Source organism: Pseudomonas sp. FSL R10-1350 (assembly GCF_009600525.1).
Lineage (GTDB): Bacteria > Pseudomonadota > Gammaproteobacteria > Pseudomonadales > Pseudomonadaceae > Aquipseudomonas > Aquipseudomonas helleri.
Genome location: NZ_WIVR01000001.1, coordinates 24,645 through 50,742 on the forward strand (window position 1 = coordinate 24,645; position 26,098 = coordinate 50,742).

The 26,098-nt window shown below is 53.9% G+C and carries 22 protein-coding genes and 1 tRNA gene; 10 read left to right on the top strand and 13 right to left on the bottom strand.

The window, feature by feature from the left end:
* Positions 1–25: 25 nt before the first annotated feature.
* The 3 genes from iscR to trmJ all read right to left on the bottom strand — a co-directional run bounded on the left by iscR (position 26) and on the right by trmJ (position 2,331).
* On the bottom strand, positions 26–517 hold the full coding sequence (iscR, locus tag GHO25_RS00115) for a Fe-S cluster assembly transcriptional regulator IscR (RefSeq protein ID WP_047273839.1): 492 nt from the start codon (positions 515–517) through the stop codon (positions 26–28).
* 264 nt (positions 518–781) lie between these two features.
* The gene (gene cysE / locus GHO25_RS00120; protein ID WP_153389541.1) at positions 782–1,558 is read right to left on the bottom strand and encodes a serine O-acetyltransferase; all 777 of its coding nucleotides are present in this window, start codon (positions 1,556–1,558) and stop codon (positions 782–784) included.
* A gap of 2 nt (positions 1,559–1,560) precedes the next feature.
* The gene (trmJ, locus tag GHO25_RS00125) at positions 1,561–2,331 is read right to left on the bottom strand and encodes a tRNA (cytosine(32)/uridine(32)-2'-O)-methyltransferase TrmJ (protein ID WP_048367099.1); all 771 of its coding nucleotides are present in this window, start codon (positions 2,329–2,331) and stop codon (positions 1,561–1,563) included.
* Positions 2,332–2,474: 143 nt separating this feature from the next.
* Here trmJ and suhB point away from each other — a divergent pair, with 143 nt between their 5' ends.
* A complete protein-coding gene (gene suhB, locus GHO25_RS00130) occupies positions 2,475–3,290 on the top strand; it encodes an inositol-phosphate phosphatase (protein ID WP_047273836.1) in 816 nt (271 codons plus the stop codon).
* A gap of 152 nt (positions 3,291–3,442) precedes the next feature.
* Here suhB and GHO25_RS00135 read toward each other — a convergent pair whose 3' ends face one another.
* The 6 genes from GHO25_RS00135 to queA form a co-directional block, all read right to left on the bottom strand.
* On the bottom strand, positions 3,443–3,970 hold the full coding sequence (locus GHO25_RS00135) for a glycine zipper 2TM domain-containing protein (protein WP_048367100.1): 528 nt from the start codon (positions 3,968–3,970) through the stop codon (positions 3,443–3,445).
* A gap of 124 nt (positions 3,971–4,094) precedes the next feature.
* Entirely contained in the window at positions 4,095–5,009 is a 915-nt protein-coding gene (gene secF, locus GHO25_RS00140) for a protein translocase subunit SecF (protein ID WP_123751398.1), read from the bottom strand.
* 9 nt (positions 5,010–5,018) lie between these two features.
* On the bottom strand, positions 5,019–6,887 hold the full coding sequence (gene secD, locus GHO25_RS00145; protein ID WP_048367103.1) for a protein translocase subunit SecD: 1,869 nt from the start codon (positions 6,885–6,887) through the stop codon (positions 5,019–5,021).
* Between the two features lie 66 nt (positions 6,888–6,953).
* Complete coding sequence (gene yajC / locus GHO25_RS00150) at positions 6,954–7,292, bottom strand: preprotein translocase subunit YajC (protein ID WP_048367104.1); 339 nt, start codon at positions 7,290–7,292, stop codon at positions 6,954–6,956.
* A 42-nt stretch (positions 7,293–7,334) separates the two neighbouring features.
* On the bottom strand, positions 7,335–8,450 hold the full coding sequence (gene tgt / locus GHO25_RS00155) for a tRNA guanosine(34) transglycosylase Tgt (RefSeq protein WP_082148614.1): 1,116 nt from the start codon (positions 8,448–8,450) through the stop codon (positions 7,335–7,337).
* Positions 8,451–8,461: 11 nt separating this feature from the next.
* Positions 8,462–9,523: a tRNA preQ1(34) S-adenosylmethionine ribosyltransferase-isomerase QueA gene (queA, locus tag GHO25_RS00160; RefSeq protein WP_153328866.1), complete on the bottom strand. Its 1,062-nt coding sequence runs from the start codon at positions 9,521–9,523 to the stop codon at positions 8,462–8,464.
* A 106-nt stretch (positions 9,524–9,629) separates the two neighbouring features.
* Here queA and GHO25_RS00165 point away from each other — a divergent pair.
* The 4 genes from GHO25_RS00165 to GHO25_RS00180 all read left to right on the top strand — a co-directional run bounded on the left by GHO25_RS00165 (position 9,630) and on the right by GHO25_RS00180 (position 13,249).
* Positions 9,630–9,714 (top strand) — tRNA-Leu (locus tag GHO25_RS00165).
* 190 nt (positions 9,715–9,904) lie between these two features.
* Complete coding sequence (locus GHO25_RS00170; protein ID WP_153389542.1) at positions 9,905–11,137, top strand: hypothetical protein; 1,233 nt, start codon at positions 9,905–9,907, stop codon at positions 11,135–11,137.
* A gap of 201 nt (positions 11,138–11,338) precedes the next feature.
* On the top strand, positions 11,339–11,698 hold the full coding sequence (tnpB, locus tag GHO25_RS00175) for an IS66 family insertion sequence element accessory protein TnpB (protein ID WP_256677126.1): 360 nt from the start codon (positions 11,339–11,341) through the stop codon (positions 11,696–11,698).
* Positions 11,699–11,716: 18 nt separating this feature from the next.
* Positions 11,717–13,249 carry an IS66 family transposase gene (locus GHO25_RS00180; RefSeq protein WP_153389543.1) on the top strand — a complete coding sequence of 511 codons (1,533 nt, stop codon included), beginning with the start codon at positions 11,717–11,719 and terminating at the stop codon, positions 13,247–13,249.
* Positions 13,250–13,541: 292 nt separating this feature from the next.
* On the opposite strand, the gene GHO25_RS00185 is transcribed toward GHO25_RS00180, so the two are convergent.
* Genes GHO25_RS00185 through GHO25_RS00200 form a run of 4 tightly spaced genes read right to left on the bottom strand, consistent with a single transcriptional unit; the run spans position 13,542 to position 18,871 of the window.
* Positions 13,542–14,501: a hypothetical protein gene (locus GHO25_RS00185; RefSeq protein WP_153389544.1), complete on the bottom strand. Its 960-nt coding sequence runs from the start codon at positions 14,499–14,501 to the stop codon at positions 13,542–13,544.
* Positions 14,491–16,566: a hypothetical protein gene (locus GHO25_RS00190; RefSeq protein WP_153389545.1), complete on the bottom strand. Its 2,076-nt coding sequence runs from the start codon at positions 16,564–16,566 to the stop codon at positions 14,491–14,493. Before GHO25_RS00190 ends, GHO25_RS00185 begins: the two co-directional genes overlap by 11 nt.
* 2 nt (positions 16,567–16,568) lie before the next feature.
* Positions 16,569–17,531, bottom strand: coding sequence for a hypothetical protein (locus tag GHO25_RS00195; RefSeq protein WP_153389546.1), 963 nt, complete (start codon positions 17,529–17,531; stop codon positions 16,569–16,571).
* Positions 17,531–18,871, bottom strand: a complete 1,341-nt coding sequence (locus GHO25_RS00200) for a hypothetical protein (RefSeq protein ID WP_153389547.1) — start codon at positions 18,869–18,871, stop codon at positions 17,531–17,533. Before GHO25_RS00200 ends, GHO25_RS00195 begins: the two co-directional genes overlap by 1 nt.
* 960 nt (positions 18,872–19,831) lie before the next feature.
* Here GHO25_RS00200 and GHO25_RS00205 point away from each other — a divergent pair.
* The 5 genes from GHO25_RS00205 to GHO25_RS00225 all read left to right on the top strand — a co-directional run bounded on the left by GHO25_RS00205 (position 19,832) and on the right by GHO25_RS00225 (position 26,073).
* Positions 19,832–20,749: a gamma-glutamylcyclotransferase gene (locus tag GHO25_RS00205; RefSeq protein WP_153389548.1), complete on the top strand. Its 918-nt coding sequence runs from the start codon at positions 19,832–19,834 to the stop codon at positions 20,747–20,749.
* A gap of 822 nt (positions 20,750–21,571) precedes the next feature.
* Positions 21,572–21,865, top strand: a complete 294-nt coding sequence (locus tag GHO25_RS00210; protein ID WP_153336024.1) for a DUF3077 domain-containing protein — start codon at positions 21,572–21,574, stop codon at positions 21,863–21,865.
* A gap of 161 nt (positions 21,866–22,026) precedes the next feature.
* Positions 22,027–22,527 (top strand): sigma-70 family RNA polymerase sigma factor, encoded by a 501-nt coding sequence (locus tag GHO25_RS00215; protein ID WP_123751394.1) that lies wholly within the window; start codon positions 22,027–22,029, stop codon positions 22,525–22,527.
* On the top strand, positions 22,527–23,468 hold the full coding sequence (locus GHO25_RS00220; RefSeq protein ID WP_153389549.1) for a FecR domain-containing protein: 942 nt from the start codon (positions 22,527–22,529) through the stop codon (positions 23,466–23,468). The genes GHO25_RS00215 and GHO25_RS00220 overlap by 1 nt, the downstream gene beginning before the upstream one ends.
* Before the next feature lie 115 nt (positions 23,469–23,583).
* Positions 23,584–26,073, top strand: coding sequence for a TonB-dependent receptor (locus tag GHO25_RS00225; protein WP_153389550.1), 2,490 nt, complete (start codon positions 23,584–23,586; stop codon positions 26,071–26,073).
* The last annotated feature ends 25 nt before the right edge of the window (positions 26,074–26,098 follow it).

The following is a 26,098-nucleotide window of genomic DNA, read 5'->3' on the forward strand; positions in this document are numbered from 1 at the left end:
CTGGCGCACCGTCGTTTTTATGCAATCACTCGACGGCGGACGCTTCGATCTTATCCAGGTGCGGCGCTTTGCCATTACAGCGGCGCTGATCCTGACGCTGGGCTACTTCTTGTACCTCACGGCGAGTAACAAGATCAGCCAAGCTGATACCACTGAGAAATTCGTGGATTTGCAGGCTCAAATCGCACCACAGGTGGTGGGTCAGGCACGTGTCGCCGGCATGGCAATCGCCAAGGCCCTGGCAGCGCGTGGCGTCGACCGATTCGTTCACTGCATCAATCACCTGGGCAACCTGAATACCTTGCATGTCGCGCGACAGCTGATAGCCGCCGCCAGGGCCACGCACGCTGGAGACCAAGCTGCTGCGGCGCAATTTGGCGAACAGTTGCTCAAGGTAGGAAAGAGAGATGCCCTGGCGCTCGGAAATATCAGCCAGGGACACCGGCCCGTGCTGTGCGTGCAACGCTAAATCGAGCATTGCAGTTACGGCGTATCGGCCTTTTGTAGTCAGTCTCATGGACAGGTACCACGGAATTCGGAATGGAGGCGAGTATGCTATTCCCGACTGTTTAAGTCAACTATTAGACCTAGTACTTTAGTCGGGATTACCCGCAAAGAGCGGCGGCATTGTAGCAGGGTCTGCGGCGTAATGGCACATGGAGCAGATCCAACGACCACACACAATCAATGTGGGAGCGGGCTTGCCCGCAATGGCTTCGACGCGGCGCTTCAGGCAAACCGCGCAGAGGCTATCGCGAGCAAGCCCGCTCCCACCGGCCAATTACACCGCCTTGCTTTCGTCCTTGCCCTGGACGCAGGCGAAGTCTTCTTCGCGCAGTTCTGGCAGTTCTTTGGCGCAATAAGGGCTGCCCAAGTCTTTCAAGGCCCCGCACATGCCGTCCAGCTTGCCGTCAACCGCCTGCAAGTGGTCCAGCAACTGGGCAATGGCGCGCGCCACAGGGTCTGGCATGTCTTCGCTTACGCCATAGGCATCAAAACCGATTTTCTCGGCCATGGCTTTGCGCTTCGCCTCGGCCTCATCATCACTTTTGACGATGATCCGACCCGGAATGCCGACCACGGTCGCGCCCGCAGGCACCGCCTTGGTCACCACCGCATTGGAGCCTACTTTAGCCCCCGCACCGACGGTAAACGGGCCCAGTACCTTGGCGCCCGCGCCTACCACGACACCGCTTTCCAGTGTCGGGTGGCGCTTGCCTTTGTTCCAACTGGTGCCGCCCAGGGTTACGCCCTGGTACAAGGTCACGTCATCACCGATTTCAGCGGTCTCACCGATCACAATGCCCATGCCGTGGTCGATAAAGAAACGACGACCAACCTTGGCACCCGGATGAATTTCAATCCCGGTCAGCCAGCGGCCAAAGTTCGACACCAGGCGCGCAAGCCACTTCCAGCCCGCGCCCCACAACATGCCCGAGAGGCGATGGATCCAGATCGCATGCATGCCCGGGTAGCACGTCAACACTTCGAAAGCATTGCGCGCCGCCGGGTCACGATGGAAAACGCTTTGAATATCTTCACGCAGACGCTCGAACATCATTAATCCTTGCGCTTTAGCAGCTCGCCACGGGCCGCTTTTTGGGTTTCGGTGAGAATGCCACGCAAAATGTTCATCTCTGCACGACTGACCGAGCTGCGCCCGTACAGTCTGCGCAGGCGCGCCATCAGATGACGCGGTTTTTCCGGGTCGAGAAATTCGATAGCCACCAACGTCTGCTCCAGGTGCTCGTAAAAGCGCTCCAGCTCATCCATGGTCGCCAGCTCCGTGCTTTTAGTGGAGGCGACTTCTTCTTTTTCAATCTTGCTCGGCTGACCTTGCGCGGCCAGCCAGGCCATGCGGATCTCGTAGCTCAACACCTGCACCGCTGCGCCCAGGTTCAGGGAACTGAACTCCGGGTCGGACGGGATGTGCACGTGGTAATGACAGCGCTGCAGCTCTTCGTTGGTCAGGCCGGAGTCTTCACGACCGAAGACCAACGCGATTTCAGCGCCCTGCCCCGCCTCTTCGACGACTTTTTGCCCACATTCGCGTGGATCCAGCAGCGGCCAAGGGATACGGCGGTCACGGGCACTGGTGCCCAGCACCAGATTGCAGCCCACCAGCGCGTCTTCCAACGAGGCGACGACTTGCGCATTTTCTAGAATATCGCCCGCGCCGGACGCCCGGGCATCGGCCTCGTGATGCGGAAAGACCCTTGGCTCGACCAGCACCAAACGCGACAACCCCATGTTTTTCATGGCTCGCGCAGCACCGCCGATGTTGCCGGGATGGCTGGTATTGACCAGAACGACACGAATATTAGACAGCAATGGGAGCGCTCACAGACCGGTAAAAGGGAGCAAATCTTACCTAAGCCCATCACCTTAAGCTACGTAAGCAAACGCAAACCTTCATCTGCCAAAATTTTCTGTTAGAATGTCCGGCTTTCTTTAACGACCTAGGTGAAACGTCCATGCAGCCCATGCTGAATATCGCGCTGCGCGCCGCCCGCAGCGCCAGTGAATTGATTTTCCGCTCCATCGAGCGCCTGGATACCATCAAGGTTGACGAAAAAGACGCCAAGGATTACGTCTCTGAAGTCGATCGTGCTGCTGAACAGAAAATCATCGACGCCTTGCGCAAGGCTTACCCGACGCACGGCATCCTCGGTGAAGAAACCGGCCTGCACGCAGGCAGCGGCGAAGGTGCAGACTACCTCTGGATCATCGACCCACTGGATGGCACCACCAACTTCCTGCGCGGCGTTCCTCATTTCGCTGTCAGCATCGCCTGCAAATACCGTGGCCGCCTTGAGCACGCCGTTGTTCTCGACCCGGTTCGCCAAGAAGAATTCACTGCCAGCCGTGGTCGTGGCGCCCAACTGAACGGTCGCCGTCTGCGCGTAAGCGGTCGCACCAGCCTTGAAGGCGCCCTGCTGGGTACCGGCTTCCCGTTCCGCGACAACCAAATGGACAACCTGGACAACTACCTGGGCATGTTCCGCAGCCTGGTCGGCCAAACTGCAGGCATCCGCCGCGCAGGCGCTGCCAGCCTGGACCTGGCCTACGTGGCCGCTGGTCGTTTTGACGCGTTCTGGGAGTCGGGCCTGTCCGAGTGGGACATGGCAGCAGGCGCACTGCTGATCCAGGAAGCTGGCGGCCTCGTCAGCGACTTCACCGGCAGCCACGATTTCCTTGAAAAAGGCCACATCGTTGCCGGCAACACCAAGTGCTTCAAAGCTGTGCTGACTGCAATCCAGCCACACCTGCCGGCTTCGCTGAAACGCTAAGCGAACCTCGCGCACAAAAAAAGCACCTTTCGAGGTGCTTTTTTTTGGTCTGCTTTAACTGTAGGAGGGGCCGGTCGACGCTCGATTGCCTCGCGATCTGTTAAACGATCAAAAGATCGCGAGGCAAGCTCGCTCTTACAGTTTTCAGCGCATCAATTCAGAATCAAGTTGCCCTGCTTATCCACGGCAATTTCATTGCCCGGCTCGTGATCCATACGCACTTTGCCTTCCTTGCCATTGAGCGTGTATCGCACGTCATAACCGACCACCTTTTCACTGATGTCGTTGACGGTGTTACAGCGCGTCTGCGTCGTGGTGTACGTGTCACGCTCCTGCATTCCTTCCTGCACCCGGTTACCGGCGTAACCACCGCCCAAGGCACCCGCCACAGTGGCAATTTTCTTGCCGCTGCCGCCGCCGACCTGATTACCCAACAGGCCACCCGCCACCGCACCAATCACACTGCCGACGATTTGGTGCTCATCCTTGACCGGCGCACGGCGTGTGACAGTCACGTCTTTACACACCTCACGCGGGGTTTTAATTTGCTGCGAGACCGGCTGAACAGCCAACACCTGAGCAGACTCAGGGCCTTTAACCAAGCTGTAAGTGGCAAAAGCGCCACCGGCAGTGACACCGACAGCCCCCAACACCGCACCTACCAGCAAAGACTTGTTCACGTGAACCTCCAGACCATCACACGTGGGAATATTCCCACATCCATCACTCCCAGCCTTGGAGCATAAAAAAAGGCGCGAGTTCAATACTCGCGCCTTTTAGGTGACCACCGGGATTAACAGAACGTTATGGACGGTCGTCGATTTCCTTCTCGCTCGCCGCTGGAGGAATCAAATCCTCGGCGCTGAGCTTGAGCCAGATCAACACTACGTTGGCGATGTAGATCGACGAGTAAGTACCCGCCATCACACCCACGAACAGGGCAATCGAGAAGCCCCACAGGTTGTCGCCACCAAAGATCAACAGAGCGGCAATGGCCAGCAAGGTCGACACCGAGGTCGCCACGGTACGCAGCAGGGTTTGCGTGGTCGAAATGTTGATGTTCTCAACCAGCGTCGCCTTGCGCAGTACCCGGAAGTTCTCACGAACCCGGTCGAATACCACGATGGTGTCGTTGAGCGAGTAACCAATAATCGCCAGCACCGCCGCCAGCACCGTCAGGTCGAAGGTGATCTGGAAGAACGACAGCACACCCATGGTCACGATCACGTCGTGGACCAGAGAAACGATTGCACCGACCGCGAACTTCCACTGAAAGCGGAAGGCCAGGTACAGCATGATGCCGCCCAGCGCCATCAGCATGCCGAGGCCGCCCTGGTCGCGCAGCTCTTCACCGACCTGCGGGCCGACGAACTCAACGCGCTTGATGACCGCAGGGTTGGCCGAATCGGCCTCGCCCAGCGCCGCCGCTACCTTGTTGCCCAGTAGCGGGTCATCGCCGGGCATCCGCACCAGCAGGTCGGTTGTCGCACCAAAGCTCTGTACCACGGCGTCATGGAAGCCGGCCGTAGCCAGCTCCTCACGCACCTTGGTCAGATCAGCCGGCTTCTCGTAGGTCAGCTCGATGAGCGTACCGCCGGTGAAGTCCAGGCCGTAGTTCATGCCCTTGTGGAACATGCTGAACAGCGCCAGCACGGTAAGCAGCACAGTGACGCCGAACGCAACGTTGCGCACGCCCATGAAGTTGATAGTACGTAACATGGCAGCCCCTTAAATCCACAACTTCTTGAAGTCCCGACCGCCGTAGATCAGGTTGACCAATGCTCGGGTCACCATAATGGCCGTGAACATAGAGGTGAAGATACCGAGCGACATGGTGACCGCAAAGCCTTTAACCGGCCCGGTACCCATGGCGAACAGAATCCCGCCGACCAACAGGGTTGTCAGGTTGGAGTCGACAATCGCCGTGAATGCACGATTGAAGCCTTCATTGATCGCCCGCTGCGGTGTCATGCCTGTGGCCAGTTCTTCCCGAATACGCGAGAAGATCAGTACGTTGGCGTCGACCGCCATACCCATCGTCAGAACGATACCGGCAATACCCGGCAGGGTCAGGGTTGCACCCAGAATCGACATCAGGGCCAGCAGCAAGACCATGTTGCCCGCCAATGCCACCGTCGCGATCACACCGAAGAAACGGTAGATAGCGATGATGAAGATCGACACAAACAGCATGCCCCACAGCGAAGCATCAACACCTTTGGCAATGTTGTCCGCACCCAGGCTCGGGCCAATGGTGCGTTCTTCAGCGAAGTACATCGGTGCAGCCAGACCACCGGCACGCAGCAGCAGTGCAAGTTCCGACGCTTCACCCTGACCATTCAGACCGGTGATCCGGAACTGACTGCCCAGCGGCGACTGAATGGTCGCCAGGCTGATGATCTTTTTGTCTTCTTTGAACGACTGAACCGGTACGTCCTTCTCAACACCGTCAACCACTTGCTTGGTGTAGGTCGTCACCGGGCGTTGCTCGATGAAGATAACCGCCATGCTGCGACCGACGTTGCTGCGCGTCGAACGGCTCATCAGTTCGCCACCATGACCATCAAGCTTGATGTTCACCTGTGGACGGCCGTGCTCGTCAAAGCCCGCCTGAGCATCAGTCACCTGGTCACCCGTGATGATCAAGCTGCGCTCGATCTGGGCGGCAGGACGATTGCCCTCGCGGAATTCGAAAGTCTCGGAAGTGGCTTTCGATGCGCCCGGCTCAGCGGCCAGACGGAACTCAAGGTTGGCCGTCTTGCCCAGAATACGCTTGGCTTCGGCGGTGTCTTGTACGCCCGGCAGTTCAACCACGATGCGGTTGGCACCCTGACGCTGAACCAGAGGCTCGGCAACACCCAACTCGTTAACCCGGTTACGGACGGTTGTCAGGTTTTGCTTGATGGAGTATTCACGGATTTCCGCCAGCTTGGCCGGGGTCATCGCCAGACGCAGAACCGGCTGGCCATTGAGGTCCGCTGCCGTTACGTCGAAGTCATTGAAGTTTTTGCGGATCAGGCCGCGCGCTTGCTCACGGGTTGCTTCATCGCTGAAACCCAGCTGAATGGCACCGTTGAGTTGCGGCAGGCTGCGGTAACGCACTTTCTCTTTACGCAGCAGGCTTTTGACATCGCCTTCGTACACTTTCATGCGCGCATCAACGGCTTTGTCCATGTCCACTTCCAGCAAGAAGTGCACACCACCCGACAAGTCCAGACCCAATTTCATTGGGTGAGCACCCAGGCTACGCAGCCACTGAGGCGTTGTCTGCGCCAGGTTGAGCGCTACGACGAAGTCGTCACCCAACGCTTTACGCACAACATCCTTGGCTGGCAACTGGTCGTCTTTCTTGGCCAGACGCAGCAAACCGGTTTTGCCGTTCTGGGCCAGGGAAGCGCCTTTGACAACGATACCGTCGTCGGTCAGCGCCTTGCTTGCGCGGTCCAGATCAGCTTCAGTCACCTGCAATGCCGTGCTCGCACCCGACACCTGAATGGCCGGGTCATCCGGGTACAGATTGGGAGCGGAATAAATAAAACCGATCGCCAGCACTGCCAGGATCAGTATGTATTTCCACAGAGGGTATTTGTTCAGCATCAATCACGCCGCCCGCTTAAAACGCGGGGCGCCTTGCGCGCCCCGTCGATTGTTAAAAGTTGAAACTTAGATCGCTTTCAGCGTGCCTTTAGGCAGCGTGGCTGCAACCGAGCCCTTCTGAATTTTCAGCTCTACAGTGTCAGACACTTCGATGACAACAAAAGCGTCGGAAACTTTAGTGATTTTGCCGGCGATACCGCCAGTGGTCACAATCTCATCACCTTTTTGCAGGTTACCCAACAGGGCCTTCTGCTCTTTGGCGCGCTTGGCTTGTGGACGCCAGATCATCAGGTAAAAGATAACCAGGAAGCCGACCAGGAAAATCCATTCAAAGCCGCCGCCCATTGGGGCAGCAGCGGCAGGTGCTGCACCGTCCGCGAAAGCGGAAGAGATGAAAAAGCTCATTAAGCACTCCAGTTGCAATGTTGGTTCTTAGAGGTACGAAACTTAGTCCAAAGGCGGCACAGGAAGCCCGCGCTTGGCATAGAAGGCATCGACAAAGGTGGCCAATGTACCCTGTTGAATAGCCTCGCGCAAACCAGCCATGAGCACCTGATAGTGCCGTAAATTGTGGATGGTATTGAGCATGCTACCCAGCATTTCGCCGCACTTGTCCAGATGATGCAGATAAGCGCGGGAGAAGTTCTGGCAGGTATAGCAATCGCAGGTCGGATCCAGCGGCGAATCATCATGGCGATGGAACGCATTGCGGATCTTCAAAACACCCGTGTCGATAAACAGATGCCCATTGCGGGCATTGCGGGTTGGCATCACGCAATCGAACATGTCCACACCGCGGCGCACACCCTCCACCAGATCTTCTGGCTTGCCAACCCCCATAAGGTAACGAGGTTTGTCAGCAGGCATCATCGCGGGCAGGTAATCCAGCACCTTGATCATCTCGTGCTTGGGCTCGCCCACCGACAGACCGCCGATGGCCAGGCCGTCAAAGCCGATTTTGTTCAGGCCTTCGAGCGAACGCTCACGCAGGTTCTGGTGCATGCCGCCTTGAACGATACCGAACAAAGCTGCAGTGTTATCGCCATGGGCGATTTTCGAGCGCTGCGCCCAACGCAGCGACAGCTCCATGGACACTCGAGCCACGTCTTCATCGGCCGGGTACGGGGTGCACTCGTCGAAAATCATCACTACGTCAGAGCCCAGATCACGCTGAACCTGCATCGACTCTTCAGGCCCCATGAACACCTTGGCGCCGTCAACCGGGGACGCAAAGGTCACGCCCTCTTCTTTGATCTTGCGCATGGCGCCCAGGCTGAACACCTGGAAACCACCGGAGTCAGTCAGGATCGGCCCTTGCCACTTCATAAAATCGTGCAAGTCGCCGTGCTTTTTGATCACCTCAGTGCCCGGGCGCAGCCACAGGTGGAAGGTGTTGCCCAGAATCATCTGCGCGCCGATGGCTTCAATGTCACGCGGCAGCATGCCTTTGACCGTGCCGTAGGTGCCCACAGGCATGAAAGCCGGGGTTTCAACCACACCACGGGGGAAGGTCAGGCGACCACGACGAGCCTTGCCATCAGTGGCCAGCAGCTCGAAGGACATACGACAGTTGCTCATGCTTGATCCTCTGGGGCCGGGGCTGGAGCCGTCGGCGCGGGATTGCGGGTGATGAACATCGCATCACCGTAACTAAAGAAGCGGTACCCATGCTCAACCGCAGCCTGATAGGCCGCCATGGTTTCGGGATAACCGGCGAACGCCGAAACCAGCATCAACAGCGTGGATTCCGGCAAATGGAAGTTCGTCACCAGGGCATCGACCACATGAAACGGGCGGCCCGGGAAGATGAAAATGTCAGTGTCGCCACTGAACGGCTTCAGCACACCGTCACGCGCCGCGCTTTCCAGCGAGCGCACACTGGTGGTGCCCACCGCAATCACCCGCCCGCCACGCGCACGGCACGCCGCCACGGCGTCAACCACATCCTGGCCGACTTCGAGCCATTCAGTGTGCATGTGATGGTCTTCAAGGCGCTCAACGCGCACCGGCTGGAACGTACCCGCGCCCACGTGCAGCGTGACAAACGCCGTTTCGACGCCCTTGGCAGCGATGGCCTGCATCAGCGGCTCATCAAAGTGCAGCCCCGCAGTCGGCGCCGCCACAGCACCCAGGCGCTGAGCGTAGACCGTTTGATAACGCTCGCGGTCGGCACCTTCGTCCGGGCGGTCGATATACGGCGGCAACGGCATATGCCCGACGCGATCGAGCAGCGGCAACACCTCATCGGTAAAGCCCAACTCAAACAACGCATCGTGGCGGGCCAGCATCTCGGCTTCGCCGCCGCCATCAATGAGGATTTTTGAGCCTGGTTTTGGCGACTTGCTGGAGCGCACATGCGCCAGCACCCGATGACTGTCGAGCACCCGCTCAACCAGAATTTCCAGCTTGCCACCCGACGCCTTTTGGCCGAACAAGCGGGCTGGAATCACCCGGGTATTGTTAAACACCATCAAATCGCCTGGGCGCAAATGCTCAAGCAAATCAGTGAATTGACGATGTGCCAGTGCGCCACTCTCCCCATCCAGGGTCAGCAGGCGACTGTTACGGCGCTCCGCCAAAGGATGGCGTGCGATGAGTGAATCAGGGAGCTCGAAAGTAAAGTCAGCAACGCGCATGATAGGTTTCGTCTAGCAGGGCCGGGGAGTTTAACGGACTTAGTAAAAATAGACCAATAAGTTGTTGACCGACCTAAATGTCATCTCTATACTTCGCCGCCATTGAGCCCTGATGGCGGAATTGGTAGACGCGGCGGATTCAAAATCCGTTTTCGCAAGAAGTGGGAGTTCGAGTCTCCCTCGGGGCACCAAGACAATGAGGAAAGTCCTTGATTATCAAGGACTTTTTTTTCGCCTGGCGTAAAGTTGGCGTAATGCCTTGCTGAAAAAATTAGATTGGGCTGAGGGACCTACGAATGCGACCGCTGCTTTCCGGCAGCTTGCCAACCTGCATTCCCGCCACGCATTGTTCAGCGCAATCATTGATGGATGATAAACGCCATGAGTATGGATAAACTCGCCCAGTTATACATTGAGGCTGGCATTGACGTAGAACTTGACGAAGTTCACATCACGCTAACTATAGACGGCTTCAAATTCCGTGCCGAGCTTGATTCGGATTGGGTTAAGTCGATCGATACATACTTCAAGTCCAAGCAGTACACATTCGATAGCGAACGCAGATTGCTAATGTCGAACTCCACAATCGAAGTCGAACTGGTAAGAATTGACCCTTCTTTCGCTGCTCGACCAGACCATGAGTATTCCGACAGCAAAGATAATACCGTTATTATCTCAACTGCTTCTCCAGAATTCATTCTGTCCTACATGGGATCCAAGATCGAGCCTAACCCTATTGCGATGGTAAAACGCAGACTACTGCGACGGGCCAAAACTCGAAAATCAAAGCCGGGCGCTATCAGCACGCTCTACCGTTTTGAAGAAATTTTAATTTCCCCAGTTACCGCTGAATATGCGGCGAACAAAAAAATCGATAAAGCCTTGCTTCGAGACAGAGGCATGGGAGCCATTAAATCATCTTTGTTCAAGCTTTCTCTTACTCTTGGAGAATGCTGGGAACTGAAAGAAACAATGCCTTCGATGCGCTCTGTGGCGCCAGTGAAACCAGAGGAACCGGACACTACCATTCCAGCGGCAGTATATCATGACGATTTGGTGAAATTTTATAAGGTAGCAAGAAGTAGCGTTTTCCCTAGCCAGCAGTTTTTGTCCTTCTACCATATATTGGAGTATAACTTTCTTCGCGTTTCAGATGAGATCCTTCACACCAGCATAAAATCGATGATTAACTCTCCCGAGTTTAACGCCAGCTATCAAAACGTCAACAAACTCATTGCGACGCTAAAGAAGAACGACAGTTCATCTGATGAGACCGAAATGCTCAAATCCGTATTAAAGAAATACGTGGACGAGGACGATCTCATTGAGCATATCCGGGGACTAGAAAAATCTAAAGGTTATGCTATTTACACCGATACCAAAACTAAGATTTTTGGCGAACAAGCCTTTATCAAGAATGAAAAAGGGCACGCCCTTACTAATACTGCAAAGGTAGTTAAACAGCTGCGGAATGCGCTGGTTCATTCAAGCGACAGATATAACAGAGAAGAATGTTTCCTGCCCTTATCCTCTTCGGAAAATGTAATCTTAGAATATATTCCTATCCTTCGATTCTTGGCCGAAAAAGTTATCTTCGCCACTGCTGAGGTATGAATTTCTCATCGAGTAAACCGGGGAGCCAGCCCCGGAGCTTCCCAAGCTGATAACGAGGGTTCGATTCATTTCACCCGCTCCACTACTTTCAAGGCCTGTAGCGCTGCTCATCCTTTGTAAGCGATCCATAAACCCCACATTCAAAGCCGCCATCTGATCCCCGATGCTGTGCTCCCGATTCCTTTCTGGAGCCCGCACCTCATGATGCGTCCCGACGCAAAAATCGAAAAAGTCTATCTGAACCCCAAACCCGTCGACTTCCGAAAATCCATCGACGGCCTTGCCGCCCTGGTCGAACTGGACATCAAGGTCGCGGTGTTTGACCCGGTGCTTTTCGTGTTCCTCAACAAGCCCCGAAACCGAGTGAAGATTTTGTATTGGGAGCGCAACGGCTTCTGCCTTTGGCTAAAGCGGCTGGAGTCCGAGCGCTTCAAAACATCGCCGGATTGTTCGGATGAAGCCATCGTGCTGACGGTTCAAGAACTCAACTGGTTATTGGACGGTTTTGATTTGTGGCGCAACCGTCCGCATCAAGTTTTAACGCCTCGATTCGTCGCCTGATTCGGTATAATCCAGGGCATGATTTTCATGCCCAAAGACCTTCCTGACGACCCTGTTTTGCTCAAGCAACTGCTTGAGCAAATGCTGAGTGAGCGCGAGTCTGATAAGGGCAAGATCGTTCATCTTGAAGAGGAAAACGCGCTGTTGCGTCAGCGCCTTTTCGGGCGAAAGTCAGAGCAGACCGCCGGTCCCACGACTCCGCAAATGGCCTTGTTCAACGAAGCTGAAAGCGTGGCCGAATCTGTCGACGAAACGGTTGAAGAAGAGGTCGTCGCTCCGACCAAGCGACGGGGCAAACGCAAGCCTCTGCCCGCCGATCTTCCGCGCATCGAAGTCATTCACGAACTGCCCGATCACGAGCTGACCTGCGCCTGCGGTTGCCGTAAACACAGCATTGGCGAGGAAATCAGTGAGCAGCTCGAGATCGTGCCGATGCAAATCCGCGTGATCAGACATGTGCGCAAGGTCTACGCCTGCCGTGGCTGTGAAACCGCGCTGGTCACGGCCGACAAGCCGGCGCAGCTGATCGAAAAGAGTATGGCCAGCCCCAGCGTTTTGGCGATGTTGCTGACGACCAAATACGTCGATGGCCTGCTACTGCATCGCTTCGAAAAAGTACTCGGTCGCCACGGCGTCAATATTCCACGGCAAACCTTGGCGCGCTGGGTTATCCAGTGCGGCGAACACCTGCAACCCTTGCTCAACTTGATGCGGGATCGACTGCTGGAAAGTCGCGTCACCCACTGCGACGAAACGCGTGTGCAAGTGCTGAAAGAACCTGATCGAGAACCGAGCAGCCAATCCTGGATGTGGGTGCAAACCGGCGGGCCGCCGAATCAGCCTGTGATCCTTTTTGACTACTCGACCAGCCGGGCGCAGGAGGTTCCGTCGCGCCTGCTCGAAGGTTATCGCGGCTACCTGATGGCCGATGATTACGCTGGTTATAACGCCTTGGGCGCGCAATCCGGTGTCGAACGTTTAGGCTGTTGGGCTCATGCGCGACGCAAGTTTGTCGAGGCGCAAAAGGTGCAGCCGAAAGGCAAAACCGGGCGTGCCGATATCGCCCTGAATCTGATTAACAAGCTGTACGGTATCGAGCGAGATTTAAAAGAAGTCGGCGATGAACATCGTCACGAATGCCGACAGCAAAACAGCCTGACGATGTTGGCGCAGTTGCAAACATGGCTGGAGAAAACCCTGCCACAAGTGACGGCGCATAATGCACTGGGCAAAGCCATCAGCTACTTGGCTAGCAACTGGATCAAGCTGGTGCGCTACACCGAAGCCGGTTACTTGCCGATCGACAACAATGCGGCAGAGCGTGCGATCAGGCCCTTCGTTATCGGACGTAAGAACTGGCTGTTCAGCGACACACCCAAAGGCGCGATGGCCAGCGCTCAGCTTTACAGTTTGGTCGAGACGGCTAAAGCCAACGGCCAAGAGCCCTATGCGTGGCTGCGCCACGCACTTGAGCGCCTGCCACAAGCCTCGAACGTAGAAGACTTCGAGGCCTTGCTGCCGTGGAACTGCGCGCCGCAAGTTCCAAGATAGCCATAGATCCCCACCATTAAAATGTGGGGTTCATGGATCGCTTACAACCAAAGGTGGGAATCACAAAGCTTGAAAGAGTGGAAAGCGAAACACGGAGCCAATGTCGTCGAAAGATGGCTTAACAAGTAAATCTGCTTCGCCTGAAAAGGGGCCCATACGGGGGCCCTTTTTCGAAGTGACACGGACACCCTCAGGGCTACCAATATTAGCGCCCTCTTCTCTAAAAAAACCAGTGATGGCAGCCTCTGTGACTTTCATCGGAACCACAGCGTACTGTCACTGCTAACTCATGTTAAATCGTCCAAGCTGGTAGTTCTATCGAATATTTCCATATTTCAGCGGTACCTATAGATGTTTCTTGTTCATAGCCATTAGCAAAAGGGAATACTATGCTCGAAGCATTATTTTTTGCATAGAGATAATATAAAACAAAGCCTAGTGCTTGCGCCTTAGTGGAAAGAGGGCTCAAATACAAATTAGTGATCGGCTTTTTTAAAGATTCCGCTTGCACTACTTCGTGGATTCGCTCAGCGGTAGAGAATGGATCGTTGACGGGAGCATAATATCGCTGCTTGCCTCTCCCAGTCGGAAATGCTGCTTCTGGAGCCTTACTAGCCCGAACAACACTCTCCTGATACATATCTGCTCTAAGAGAAGGAAACCCCCACAATGTAACTATATTTGCGAAGTCTTTATGCTCAGCCACTTGCTTAAGTAGTTCGTGATCATAGCCAATACCGAGGAGCAGAATGTCGTTTGAGCTTTCATTGTTTGGCTCACCTTCAAATCCGGCGATTGATCGAACTAACGTTACGGGACCCGCAGAAAAATTGGTATCGTCTTTTTTCTGATATCGAACAGGTTCAGAATAAATTGCGTCAAATTTCAGAAGACCATAATATTGTAGTAACTTGATCAGAAATAATAAGTGCGGCCGCATAAATCCGGTTATATCAATGCACAGTCGCTTGCCCGCCAGAGACTCAGCGTACTTTTGAAAAAACTCGTTTAAAAACTCAGATTCTTCCATCTGCGACGAGTAGAACACCTCTCCGCTTTCGGGGTACTCAGATTCGTTAAACTGGTATTGTGGAAAGATCAACCATAGTTTTAGCGGCGCTTGACATTTATCGAACACGACTCCAATTCGATCGCTCAAATTATATGCAGAAATGAATACATCGTACTGGGCGTCAAGCGGCCAGCTTCCGTCTATGGGTAAGCGAGTTTTATAAAAGTAATCAAATCGCATCATCGTCACCAAAATTCAATGAAAGAGTACTGTTGGTGGATAGCTCTTCCATATGTGGACGATTTAACTGAGCTCTCGACTTGCCAAAACTAGGAGCCTTCATACCTAAGGTTGCCTCGTTCAATTCCTTTTGAAAGCCTGAGCTGTCAAGCGTACCGAATATGGCTTCCGCTACCCCGTGGGGCAAGCGAACATCTCCGCGAACTGATACGGGTAGATCCCATTTGGGCGACAGCATAGGGTTGAGTTGATATTTTTCATCGACGCGCTTGGAGTTTGCGTTGGGACGGCCTTTAGGATGGCGGAAAATATATGACCAATTTTCTGCTCGTTTGAGATTGTATTTGGCGGCTTCTGACAGCTTAGACACATCCAAACTGAAGGCTAATGGAGATACCTCAACTGGTTTGGAGGAGAAGCGCACCTCGCGGAGATATTCAGCCAAACGCTCTACTGCACGCTGAACGTTCGGAACGTCCGCCCCTGGCCTAGCGTCTTCGTCAAAGAAAAAACCGGCACTTTGTATTACGGCTTCGGCTTGAGTCAGTATTGGAATAGGCCCCTCTCGGAATGGACGATCACCATTGAACGATGCCCACTTGTAAACATTTTGCAGTATTACCAACAGATTTCTTGGGACACAGGCTGACATCCTAACGAACGAGTCGAACCCAGCATACATTGGAGTCGGTGACTGTTTGTAATCTCGATATAACTGAGCCAACAAATCTATAGCGAAGTGCCCATATAAAGTTTTGTGCCGACCGGGTTCACCTGCAAGAAAATCTTTGCATTCTTCGGAAATTAATTCCGCTGAATTAATCAGGTCTTTTCCGCGATACCAGTCTTGGTAAAGCATGAAAATGTTAACTTTCTCAATTAAGGGATGCTCATAGATGCTGAGCAAAGAGATTATTCTTTTAGCGTCAGAAGCAGTTGCGACTGCATTATTTGTGCCTTTTGAATGAAGCTGATCACGAAGCTTCTTAAAGTACGGGCGTTCGAACGACTTGGTCATTCCGACTAATTCTTTAGTGTGACTACGATAGTAATTATCTGAACTATACGCTTCAAAAAAACTCTGCAGCAACCCCTTAAGTTTTTGTTCACCCGTTTTATTCGCGAAACCGCCGTCCTCTAAACGCTTGGCACACAACTCCCTTGAAAACTCTTTAAACGCCTCTCCTTTAGACCTCAGAATTTGATCCAAATACAACGCTTTAAACTCTGAACCTTCTTTGTTTTCTTCATCAGTACCGTAATTAGCAAGGGTTTTGATGCCGTACAATCGAGCACCAAGCCTAAAGCTGCAAGGATCCATTGAATGACGAATTAGCGTATTCAAAAATTTTTGCTGATCTACGGTTAAGTTCTCAACTTCATCTACCAAATATATAAATCGAAGCTTCTCGAATATCTTTATTCGTTTCGTTACGAGCGCCGGCACGCCAAAGAGCAAAGATCCAGGACTTAGCAGTATATTCACATTGAGCGACCTAGTGAATACACAGTTATTTACACTCAGGTCGACAGCTTTCCGAAGCGAAACTATAAAATCCAAAAGACCATTTAGGGTATCTGGTTCTTGGGTTGGCTGCTCGTCCAGCAGCAGCAACACATCGCCGACCAAGGAGTTAAGCTCAAGCATTAATTTTTGATCGAACCTTGATATATCTATCAAGGTAAGTATCAAGTTCTCAACCAATCTTAGCTCAAAATAATAATTAAACAGCGCACCCCACTTTTCTCCGTCCTGGCCTTTCCCGGAGAACTTACCCGTATCTAGGGTGTTAGCACGGAGGAAAATTCCGATATAGCCTTCGCTTACGAGACCTTTTGTCGAATGATCGGGAAATCGAAGTTTTTGCACTGGGTAGGAGCAATATCGCATCAGGTGCGTTTTACCGCTCCCCTTACCTCCGAGAATATGCATTGATGTAATGGAGGTTGGTTCGAGCAAAGCCTGTAGTTCTTGCCCTTTAAAATCGACCCAAAAATCTTTTATCTGGAGGTCGGAATAGTCAGCAGCCCGAATAAGATCAAATGGATTAGTATTGTTTTCCATGATCACACCCCGTATTTTTTATCGAAACGTTTAAAAATCGGCACCCAAGAGTTCGACAGTGGATTATCGAACCACATAATTGGCAAAGAATTATCAGGGGTGTTGTGCAAAAATGAGAGTAGCAACTGACCATTTTTATAGCCTAAAACATGATCGCTATCGAGTAGCTTAGCGCCGTATCCAGCAGCGACATCTTGCGCACTTTGCTTGTCTAGACCACTGGGAAGGTTAGCAAATGCCCTTGCATTCGGCGAAAAACATTTAAATGTTTCATCCAATTCAAACACGCAAGAAACGTTATCCCCAAAGTATTCTGATTTTCTTGCCGTCTTCAAACCTTTAGTCGTAGCAAATAAAGCGTAGTAGTGACATTCGACACCTGGAAAGCGGCGGATCTCTTTAAGCTTGTGCGAGAGATATTGTTCAATTTGCGAGCCAGACCCTAGCAAATCATCAATAAATACATACCGTTTTATACTTTTATCGTGCTGCGAAATTTGAATCTGTCCTTGATCGTCACGGGATAATTTGAAAATATCACCACTATCAATAAACAAATCCTTTCCTAAATTATTTATCTGCCTGAAATAGTAAAGAAGATGAGGTCCGCTTTCTGAAGGATTGCCCACCCCGACAAATCGAGTCTTGAGGCGCTCTTCAAAAAAAAGAGGCTCGATAATTCCGGAGTCTAAAGTATCGTTATTAGCACGACGTATTTGAGATGTTATCGGGTGTCGGTATAGTGTCTGGTATACACACCTTAGCATCTCCCTAAGCAAGTCAAGCCCAAAATAGTTAACTTGTGAAAGCAGGTGTAACGCGTGCAACTTTTCATTGCTTTCATCTTTGAACTGGCCATTAAAATTCTCTAGCCAAGCTTCAACATCGGGCCAAGTAAGGCGAGAGTCCCAAGCTTGCTGAGAAAGAACTTCAATTTTACGCTTCAGTATGTCTTTTAGTTCCATTAAACAATCTTCCTCAAAACCAAAACCCACTCACGAGTTATAAGGCTGGCGGTTTTGTTGCGCTTGGTCATCAAACCTCTTGATTTGATCGAGTCGATCAGCTTCAGCCTTAGTTCCATACCCAAACTTTCACAAATCTCTAGCAAATAGTCTGAAGACATAAACTCATGTCCGCATACAATATTATTCCCAATCACCAAAACAAGTTGTCCGCCTGGCTTCAAAACTCTAAATACTTCTGTCAGAGCCTGTCGCATCTCGATCAAATAGGTGGAGGCGATAGATGCTCGCAGAGGGTTTACTTCGTATACGTTTTTTAAGATTTTGTCAGCTTCTATTATGCCAGTACTCGAAAAGCTCATGTATTTCTGCTTTGGTATATGCTCTCTACCAATATTTTGGTCTTCGAGACCGCGAAGCTCGCAAGGCTTCGCGAATTCTAGCCAGCCTAAGTTAAGACTAGTCGCCCTAATGTACTTCTGCGCTCCTGCATACGGCGGAGAAGTTATCACTAGGTCTATAGAGCTAGAAGCTAAGGGTTGTCCCGACTCAACAACTAATCTGCGCGCATCTTTTCCCGCCAGACAGGGTCTATGCGTGCCGCTGTCCATGGCGGACAATTCGCGCATGCGTTTTAGGTTAGATTCGAACTGTTCCGAGAAAAGATCAACTACGCTTGTAGACTTACGATCCCTACGACCTGGATAGTCTTTGATTTTTACTGGGACGGATAACCGTGGATCAGCCAAACTGCTTTTTCTTGTAATCGATGAAAAAGTGACCAGCAGGAAGTCTTTAATTATGCCATTAGGTTGATGGCCTATAGCTGCTTTAAGTCGACTAAGATGCTTGATGGTTTCAGGAGTGTACCAGTGCTCGATATTTACGATTTCAGGATGAGACCGAGAACGACTTTTTTTGAAGTCTGAAAGGCACTGTTTGAACGCCTCGTTAAGATCCTTTTCACTAACAAGGGTCGTCTTTGCTGAGGTTATCAAACGCGCTAATGGATTAGCATCAGCATAGAACGCTTCACGACCGGATAGCATTGCCTCTAACGCAACTGTTCCTGTGCCTGAAAAAGGGTCAAGCACCCGACCTGCTAGGGGGCAGACCCGATCTGACGCCAAGAAGAAATGCGCAATGTGCGGCAAGAGCTTCGCTGGGTAGCTATGAATGTAGTGCGTCGCACGCTCTCCGACCTTCATCCATGGCACGAGCTCTCGGAATGAGACCTCCTGGGCCTCTCCCGAATTTATGAAGTTGGCGAGTAAGCTATCAAGGATGGCATCAGTGGAGAACGGATACCCCTTGCCTCGCCACTGGACGAATTTATTCATTCCCGTTTGCTCTAGCGAAGCACTCAAAAGAAGCTGGCAAGGTTTTTTCCGTTTGTTTGATCGTTTGTGAAATACGCATAGCAAGGCTCGATGGAGTCAGAGCCGCCATTTTGGAACGCATCCTATCATCGGTGAGGGTTTGACGCTCGGTCACACCTTAACAACGGCCGTTGGAGGTGAGCGCATATCGCTGATCGGAAGCCCCCTCAAAAGTTGAGCTTTGTTCCTATCTACTATCGACCAATATGTTACACCGATCCGCGTTGTCACACCGACTATCGGGATTACTCCCGACCAGTGTTACTCATAGTTTACCCTTCAAATTCAAAGACTTGAGAGCGCCTTTTACACGAGAAACACCTGTAACACCTGTAACACGACATTTTTTAGGTATCTGCCCCCGCCCCCCCCATCATCAAAGCTCCCACCGCGATGAATATTCCAGCGAGAGCGGGGGGCCCCTGAGGGAATATGCCCCCCACGGGGTCGGATACCCGCCGAACTTTGTTAGCGGGCAAGTGCCCAGCTTAGTGAACTGGTGAACCGGGTGAGCACACGGTTCACCAGTGCAAATGCACAAGGTCATGAAAAAGCGCCGGGGCCCCTGTGCAGATCTGAAAGACACGGGGCATAAAACTCGCGGGATCTTGGTAGGGGCTGACTTTTTACATTGGTTGACAGGTTGATGGCTCAGGGCGTGCGGAATCAGCAACACAAAAGACCATCGTTACCGAAGCAGTAACGATGATATTTTTTTAACCAAATGCTTTCGATTTCAATGACTGAAATTTCAGTAAGCTGGGAGGGCCTCCAACTAACAAGAACCCGCGGGTTTCCGACCCCGTACCCTCGGCAAACTCTCAGGGTCCCCAGCACATTTTTGTGCCTCAGCCGCCTTGGTCCTCTGACATACTCGACTATCCAGCGCTGTCGAGACGCATGTCTGAAAAGGAAAGCACGATGAATGATGAACAGGATTTGCCGATTGAAGGAGAGTGCACCATCCACTCTCACCCCGTTCCGGCAGACGAGCTTTCGCGTTATAGCGTTGAAAGCGACCTCCATGCGGAGCGAGATATCGCCAACTATGTTGAGACACAGGCTCCTGATGAAGTTGTTCAGCACGTCGAGCGCATCAAAAAGGAAATCGTACTGGGAGACACATACGAAATCTGGGACGTAACGACAAATAAGGATCGGTGGTGGGTCATTACGAATCTCACGAATCTGTACTCCCAAAAGCATTTCCCGACACTCGACTACACCATCTCTTTCCACATTGGCCTGATGATGCGATTGCGTAGTCGTCCAGACCGGATCGATTGCTCAGACCCCACACCGTTCGATGAAGTGTTTAGACGTATGGACCAGGCGGACGCTCGGCATGACGCAGCAGTTGAAGCTGAGGATTTTCAAGCTGTAGGCATGCTTTTGCGCGAAGCGTTGGTCTCGCTAATGGGCGCCGTCAGAAGGTTGAGCGATATACCCCAAGACGTTGACCGCCCTCAAGATGCCAATTTCATCGCATGGACCGATCTGCTGATGAATCATCTCTGTGGTGGCGGTAGCAATAAGGAGTTGCGTCAGCATTTGAAAAACTTGGCCAAGGAGGCTTGGCAACTGTCGAACTGGTTGACTCACACCAAGAGCGCAAGCAGAACCGCATCGTCTATCGCCATACACACGTGCCAGACAGTCGTTGGTCATTTCATGCAGATTCTCAAACGCGAAGAGCAGGATAGGACCGACCAATGCCCTGTGTGTAAGTCTCGTGATATTCGTAAATATTACGATATCGAGTTCGCTCCGGATGGTGACTCGTATCTCAGCTGTGGCGTTTGTGACTGGAGTGACCATCCTGGCATCGTACCGGCCTAGCCCACGCAATCGTGTATCCCTATCTGTATCCCAAACTTATAAATATCGCTAAAGGCCACGTTCTATATAGAACACTCGAGTCTCCCTCGGGCACCATCTTAAAGAAAGACCTTGATTATCAAGGTCTTTTTTTTCGCCTGTAGAAAAGATCGCAGCCTTCGGCAGCTCCTACCAAAACTGCGTCGCGCCCTCCCCCGTAGCAGTTGACGAGCACCGCGAGGCTACGTCCGGCTGCGAAGCAGTCGCAAATCCACACACTACGTTTTTCGCCCCCTCTACAACCTGTAATCGCTGCCGAGGCACGAAGGCTGCGAGCGGCTCTCCAAGATCAAAAGATCGCGAGCAAGCTCGCTCCTACAAATGGCGTGCACCCCTCCCCCTGTAGTCGTTGACGAGCACCGCGAGGCTACGTCCGGCTGCGAAGCAGTCGTAAACCACACACTACGCTTTTTCGCACCCTCCACATCCTGTAGTCGCTGCCGAGGCACGCAGGCTGCGAGCGGCTCTCCAAGATCAAAAGATCGCGAGGCAAATGGCACGTGCCCCACGTTTGCCCTTTTCAACCGGGAGGGTTACTCTCCCTCCGTCGCTGCCCATTCAGCGACCGGACGTCGCGGTCCGATCAACAATAGGCGCACAGGCGCCACCATTTCGATTGCTGGCGCTTTTTTTGTGCCCGTTAGTCTTATGGCGGCTGTGCGTGGGAGACCTTCGGGTCTGCCGGGTTCCTATTGTCCCGGTCCGCGAACCTGCGCACAGCTGCCACCCTCATTCGTTTCGCGGCGAACCGTGGCAGCTCCTCAACAATAGGAGTTACGCCCAATGACACGCCCTGCTTCTCCTTTGCTCCATACCACCGGTGCTGCCACGTTCGGCACGTGCAATGCTCAAAATCAACGCTTGTTCAGCGTCAACCCCGGTATTTCGGGCGTTGAGGCGATGGAGCACGCCTCTCTGCTGATGAACTGCGTCAACACACTGTCGTTTCTCGGCGCCATGGACGATGGCAACGAAGCCATGCGCTGGGCTTCGCATTATCTCAGCGAGATGGCCAAGGCGGTCATTGATGACCTCACACTGGGGCTGCAGCAGGCTCAAGAAGGGGATGCGGTTTAAGATTACCTGCGCAGAAAACCGGCCACCGCGCCGGTTTTTTTGTGCCACACATCGGTAACCCCGCACGCTAAGCGCCCTCTCCCACTCAACCATCTTGCACAATTGCAGCGCGATCTAGACAATGCGACTCATTATCAATCAGTGATATTGGTTGGCCACTTATGCCCGCTCCTGACCATTGCGCCCTGCACCTGTTGTACAGCGAACATAATGGCTGGCTCAAAAGCTGGTTGCGTGCGCGGCTGGGTAACGCCAGCGATGCAGCCGATTTGGCTCAGGACACGTTTGTACGCTTGCTGGCGTCCCGTGATATCGAGCAGATCCGCGAGCCGCGCACTTACTTGAGCGCCATTGCCCGTGCACTGATGATCGACAAGTTCCGGCGGCGTGCCCTGGAGCAGGCGTACTGCGAAGCGCTGGCCCTGCACCCTGAGCCGATGGATATTTCGCCCGAAAAACGCCTGCTGATTCTCGAAACCCTGGTGGCTATTGATTCCATGCTGGACGGCCTGGGCGAGCGCACGCGGCAGATTTTCCTCAGCGTTCAACTGGAAGGCCTGAGTTATGTGGCCACCGGCAAACGCTTGGGGGTGTCGGTGACCACGGTCAAAAAGCACGTGATCCGCGCCATGACACACTGCTTGCTGTTAACGGAAGACTGATGGCACCGCCTCTCGATCTTCACACCCTCGAAGCCGCCGCCACCTGGTATGTGCGGCTCAGCAGCAGCGCGCCCAATGAGGCGGACCAACAGGCATGGGCCGCCTGGTTGCAGGCCAGCCCGCAGCATGCACGGGCCTGGGCGCGCGTGGAGAAACTGCAAAGCCAATGGGCCGGGTTGCCGGCAGAGGTCACACTGACGACGTTGGCCGGGGTAAAGGCGCGTCGCCGCGCGGTGCTCAAAACCCTGGGCTTGTTGCTGGCCGCAGGCAGCAGTGGCTGGCTGGCCACGGAGCACGTGCCCTACCGGGCAATGCTGGCCGATCAGCGCACCGCCACCGGGCAGCGTCGGCACCTGCGCTTAAGCGATGAAAGCCAGATAGACATCAATACCGACAGCGCGCTGGACATCGTTTTCAGTGAACAAACGCGCCTGATCCGCCTGCACCGGGGCGAAATCCTGGTGCAAACCGCCAGCGACACTCGACCCTTTATCGTCGAGTCGCCCCAGGGCAGTGTGCGCGCCTTGGGCACGCGCTTTGTCGTGCGCTGCGAGCAAAGCTTTACCGAGGTGTGCGTATTGGAACAGGCGGTTGAGCTGCGGCCCTTGAATCACCCGTCACGGGTGCAGCGCCTGGATGCGGGCCAACAGGCTCACCTGGAACCCAATGAGGTCGGCGCCATCACGGCGGCCCCGGCAGGTGCTGGTGCCTGGAGCCAGGGAATGCTGACGGTCATCGATTGGCGTTTGGGTGATTTCATCACTGAACTGAGCCGCTACCGTACTGGCGTATTGCGTTGCGATCCCGGCATTGCGCACTTGCGCCTCAGTGGCGCGTTTCGGATTGATAACACCGACACCATTCTTGAAAACCTCAGCCAGTCACTGCCGGTCACGGTGCGTTTCATCACGCGTTATTGGGCCACTGTCGAAGCGGCTTAAATTTTTTTGCGAATAATTCCCACTAAGGGTTGCCGATTTCAATTTTCGTTCGGCCATGTACAGAAAGCAGCGATCACAGCTGCGCCTCTGCCCCTGCCAACGGAAGGAACCCCGTATGTCACGATTTACCCTTAGCGCCGCCAAGCCGCTCGCGCAGGCCATTCGCCTGGCGGTGGCGCTCGGTGCCTCTGCGGCCGCAGCCCTGGCCGCCCCCCACATATCGGCACACACCCAGACCCACGCCTACCAGATCAATGCCGGCTCACTGGGCACCGCCCTGAGCCTGTTTGCAACGGCGGCGAATGTGACGCTGTCGTTTAACGCCGAACAAACCCAAGGCATGACCACGTCGGGCCTTAACGGCACCTATGGTGTTGATGAAGGCCTTGCGCGCTTGCTGGCAGGCAGTGGCTTGCAGGCTCAGCGCCAGGCCAATGGGGCGTACGTGCTGGTGCCCGCTGCAAAAGATGGCTCGTTGCAACTGGGGGCCACGTCGATCACCGGCCAAGCGCTGGGTGAAGTCAGCGAAAATACCGGTTCCTACACCACCGGCTCCACGACTACGGCCACCAAGCTCAACCTGAGCCTTAAAGAGACGCCCCAGTCTGTCAGCGTCATGACCCGCCAGCGCATCGACGACCAAAACCTCAGCAGCATCGGCTCGGTGCTGGAGCAAACGCCCGGTATCAACGTGCAAAGCCCCGGCAGTGATCGCCTGTATGTGTTCTCACGCGGGTTGGCGATTGATAACTATCAATATGACGGCATGCCGACCACCTCGTTCGCGTTCAGCCAGGCATTACCGCAAGCGCTGTCGGACATGGCGATTTATGACCACATCGAAGTGCTGCGCGGTGCGTCCGGTTTGCTCTCCGGTACTGGCGACCCTTCCGGCACCATCAATATGGTGCGCAAAAAGCCTACCTCGACGTTCCAGGGTTACGTCAGTGCCGGCCTCGGTTCATGGGACCTGTACCGCACCGAAGTGGACGTGTCCGGCCCGCTGACGCCGACCGGTAATGTACGCGGGCGCGCCGTCGCGGCCTATCAGCAAGCCAACAGCTTTACCGATTACCTGCAGCAGGAAAAAACCATCCTCTACGGCGTGGCAGAAGCCGACCTGAGTGACAGCACGCTGCTGACCGTCGGGGCCGAATACCTTTACAACGACCCGCGCGGTTTCTCTACCACCGGCCTGCCGATGGTGGACAACAAGGGCAACCAACTGCACCTGTCGCGCAGCGAAAACCCGGCCAGCCGCGACAGCACCAACCGCCAGGAGTCGGTGAATGCCTTCGCCTCGATCGAGCAAAAACTGGCCCATGACTGGACGCTGAAGGTCTCTGCCAACTCCCTGTACGGCACCCGCGAGTACGACTCGATCATCGTCGGCACCACCACGGGCTTTCTCAACCCGCAGACCGGCAGCGGCCTGAGTTACACCGCGACCAAGGGCGACAATACCCAAGAGCAAAAAGGTCTGGATGTGATGCTGTCCGGCCCTTACCAATGGCTGGGGCGCGAGCACGAACTGGTGGTGGGGTTTAACTATCAGAGCTACGAAAACCGCCGTAACGGCTTCGGCAACCTGCTGGCCAACGGCACCAGCGACAATGGCGTCAGCGGCAAGCCGGTGAATATTTACAACTGGGATAACTACGCGCCCAACGCCTCTTACAACTTCAACCGCGAAGACGACAACATCAACCAATGGCAGAACGGTGTGTACCTGGCCACCCGGCTCAAACCCACCGATGACCTCTCTGTCATCCTTGGCACACGCGTGAGCAACTATCGCTACGATGCCTTTCTGCATTACAACGTCGCGAACATGCAACGCTTCAACACCGATGACACCTTGCGGGTCAACGGCAAGGTCACGCCGTACGCCGGAGTGGTCTATGACCTGACCCCCAACCACTCGGTCTACGCCAGCTACACCAGCATCTTCAAGCCGCAACCCTACCGCAACACCAGCGGCAACTTGCTGGACCCGCGTAAAGGCGACAACTACGAAATCGGTCTCAAGAGTGATTACTATGACGGCCGCTTGAACACCGCCATTGCGCTGTTCGAAGTTGACCTGGACAACGACGCCATCGCCGACGGGCTGGTGATCGGCAACGACAACCTGACTGCGTATGTCGCGAAAAAGACCAAAACCCGTGGCATTGATATGGAAGTCAGCGGTGAACTGCTGCCCGACTGGAATCTCAACGCCAGCTATAGCCACAGCGTTGTCAAAGACGCTGATAACGAGCGCGTCAAAACCATCATCCCGGCCGACATGCTGAAGGTCTGGACCACCTACCGCCTGCCCGGCGAACTGGACCGCGTGACCATCGGCGGCGGGGTCAACTGGCAAAGTGCAATCCATATGACCGTGGACAGCTGGCAACTCACCACCCCGGCCAAGGTCAAGCAAAGCGACTACGCCGTTGCCAACCTGATGGCGCGCTATCAACTCACACCACAGTGGTCGGCCACGGCCACCCTCAACAACGTGTTCGACAAAAAGTACATCAGCTCGCTGGACGAGAACTTCCGCAGCGGCTCTTATGGCCCGCCGCGTAACGTGATGTTGACGACCAAGTACACGTTTTAGCCTCAGGCAGTCCGTTGCTGATGGC

Coding starts and splice junctions, on each gene's coding strand:
- suhB (WP_047273836.1), top strand. CDS start 2,475: ATGCAGCCCATGCTGAATATCGCGCTGCGCGCCGCCCGCAGCGCCAGT.
- GHO25_RS00205 (WP_153389548.1), top strand. CDS start 19,832: ATGAATGATGAACAGGATTTGCCGATTGAAGGAGAGTGCACCATCCAC.
- GHO25_RS00210 (WP_153336024.1), top strand. CDS start 21,572: ATGACACGCCCTGCTTCTCCTTTGCTCCATACCACCGGTGCTGCCACG.
- GHO25_RS00180 (WP_153389543.1), top strand. CDS start 11,717: ATGATTTTCATGCCCAAAGACCTTCCTGACGACCCTGTTTTGCTCAAG.
- GHO25_RS00200 (WP_153389547.1), bottom strand. CDS start 18,871: ATGAATAAATTCGTCCAGTGGCGAGGCAAGGGGTATCCGTTCTCCACT.
- GHO25_RS00190 (WP_153389545.1), bottom strand. CDS start 16,566: ATGGAAAACAATACTAATCCATTTGATCTTATTCGGGCTGCTGACTAT.
- GHO25_RS00170 (WP_153389542.1), top strand. CDS start 9,905: ATGAGTATGGATAAACTCGCCCAGTTATACATTGAGGCTGGCATTGAC.
- iscR (WP_047273839.1), bottom strand. CDS start 517: ATGAGACTGACTACAAAAGGCCGATACGCCGTAACTGCAATGCTCGAT.
- tgt (WP_082148614.1), bottom strand. CDS start 8,450: ATGTCCTTCGAGCTGCTGGCCACTGATGGCAAGGCTCGTCGTGGTCGC.
- GHO25_RS00215 (WP_123751394.1), top strand. CDS start 22,027: ATGCCCGCTCCTGACCATTGCGCCCTGCACCTGTTGTACAGCGAACAT.
- GHO25_RS00195 (WP_153389546.1), bottom strand. CDS start 17,531: ATGGAACTAAAAGACATACTGAAGCGTAAAATTGAAGTTCTTTCTCAG.
- GHO25_RS00220 (WP_153389549.1), top strand. CDS start 22,527: ATGGCACCGCCTCTCGATCTTCACACCCTCGAAGCCGCCGCCACCTGG.
- secF (WP_123751398.1), bottom strand. CDS start 5,009: ATGTTACGTACTATCAACTTCATGGGCGTGCGCAACGTTGCGTTCGGC.
- GHO25_RS00185 (WP_153389544.1), bottom strand. CDS start 14,501: ATGCGATTTGATTACTTTTATAAAACTCGCTTACCCATAGACGGAAGC.
- GHO25_RS00225 (WP_153389550.1), top strand. CDS start 23,584: ATGTCACGATTTACCCTTAGCGCCGCCAAGCCGCTCGCGCAGGCCATT.
- tnpB (WP_256677126.1), top strand. CDS start 11,339: ATGATGCGTCCCGACGCAAAAATCGAAAAAGTCTATCTGAACCCCAAA.
- yajC (WP_048367104.1), bottom strand. CDS start 7,292: ATGAGCTTTTTCATCTCTTCCGCTTTCGCGGACGGTGCAGCACCTGCC.
- cysE (WP_153389541.1), bottom strand. CDS start 1,558: ATGTTCGAGCGTCTGCGTGAAGATATTCAAAGCGTTTTCCATCGTGAC.
- queA (WP_153328866.1), bottom strand. CDS start 9,523: ATGCGCGTTGCTGACTTTACTTTCGAGCTCCCTGATTCACTCATCGCA.
- secD (WP_048367103.1), bottom strand. CDS start 6,887: ATGCTGAACAAATACCCTCTGTGGAAATACATACTGATCCTGGCAGTG.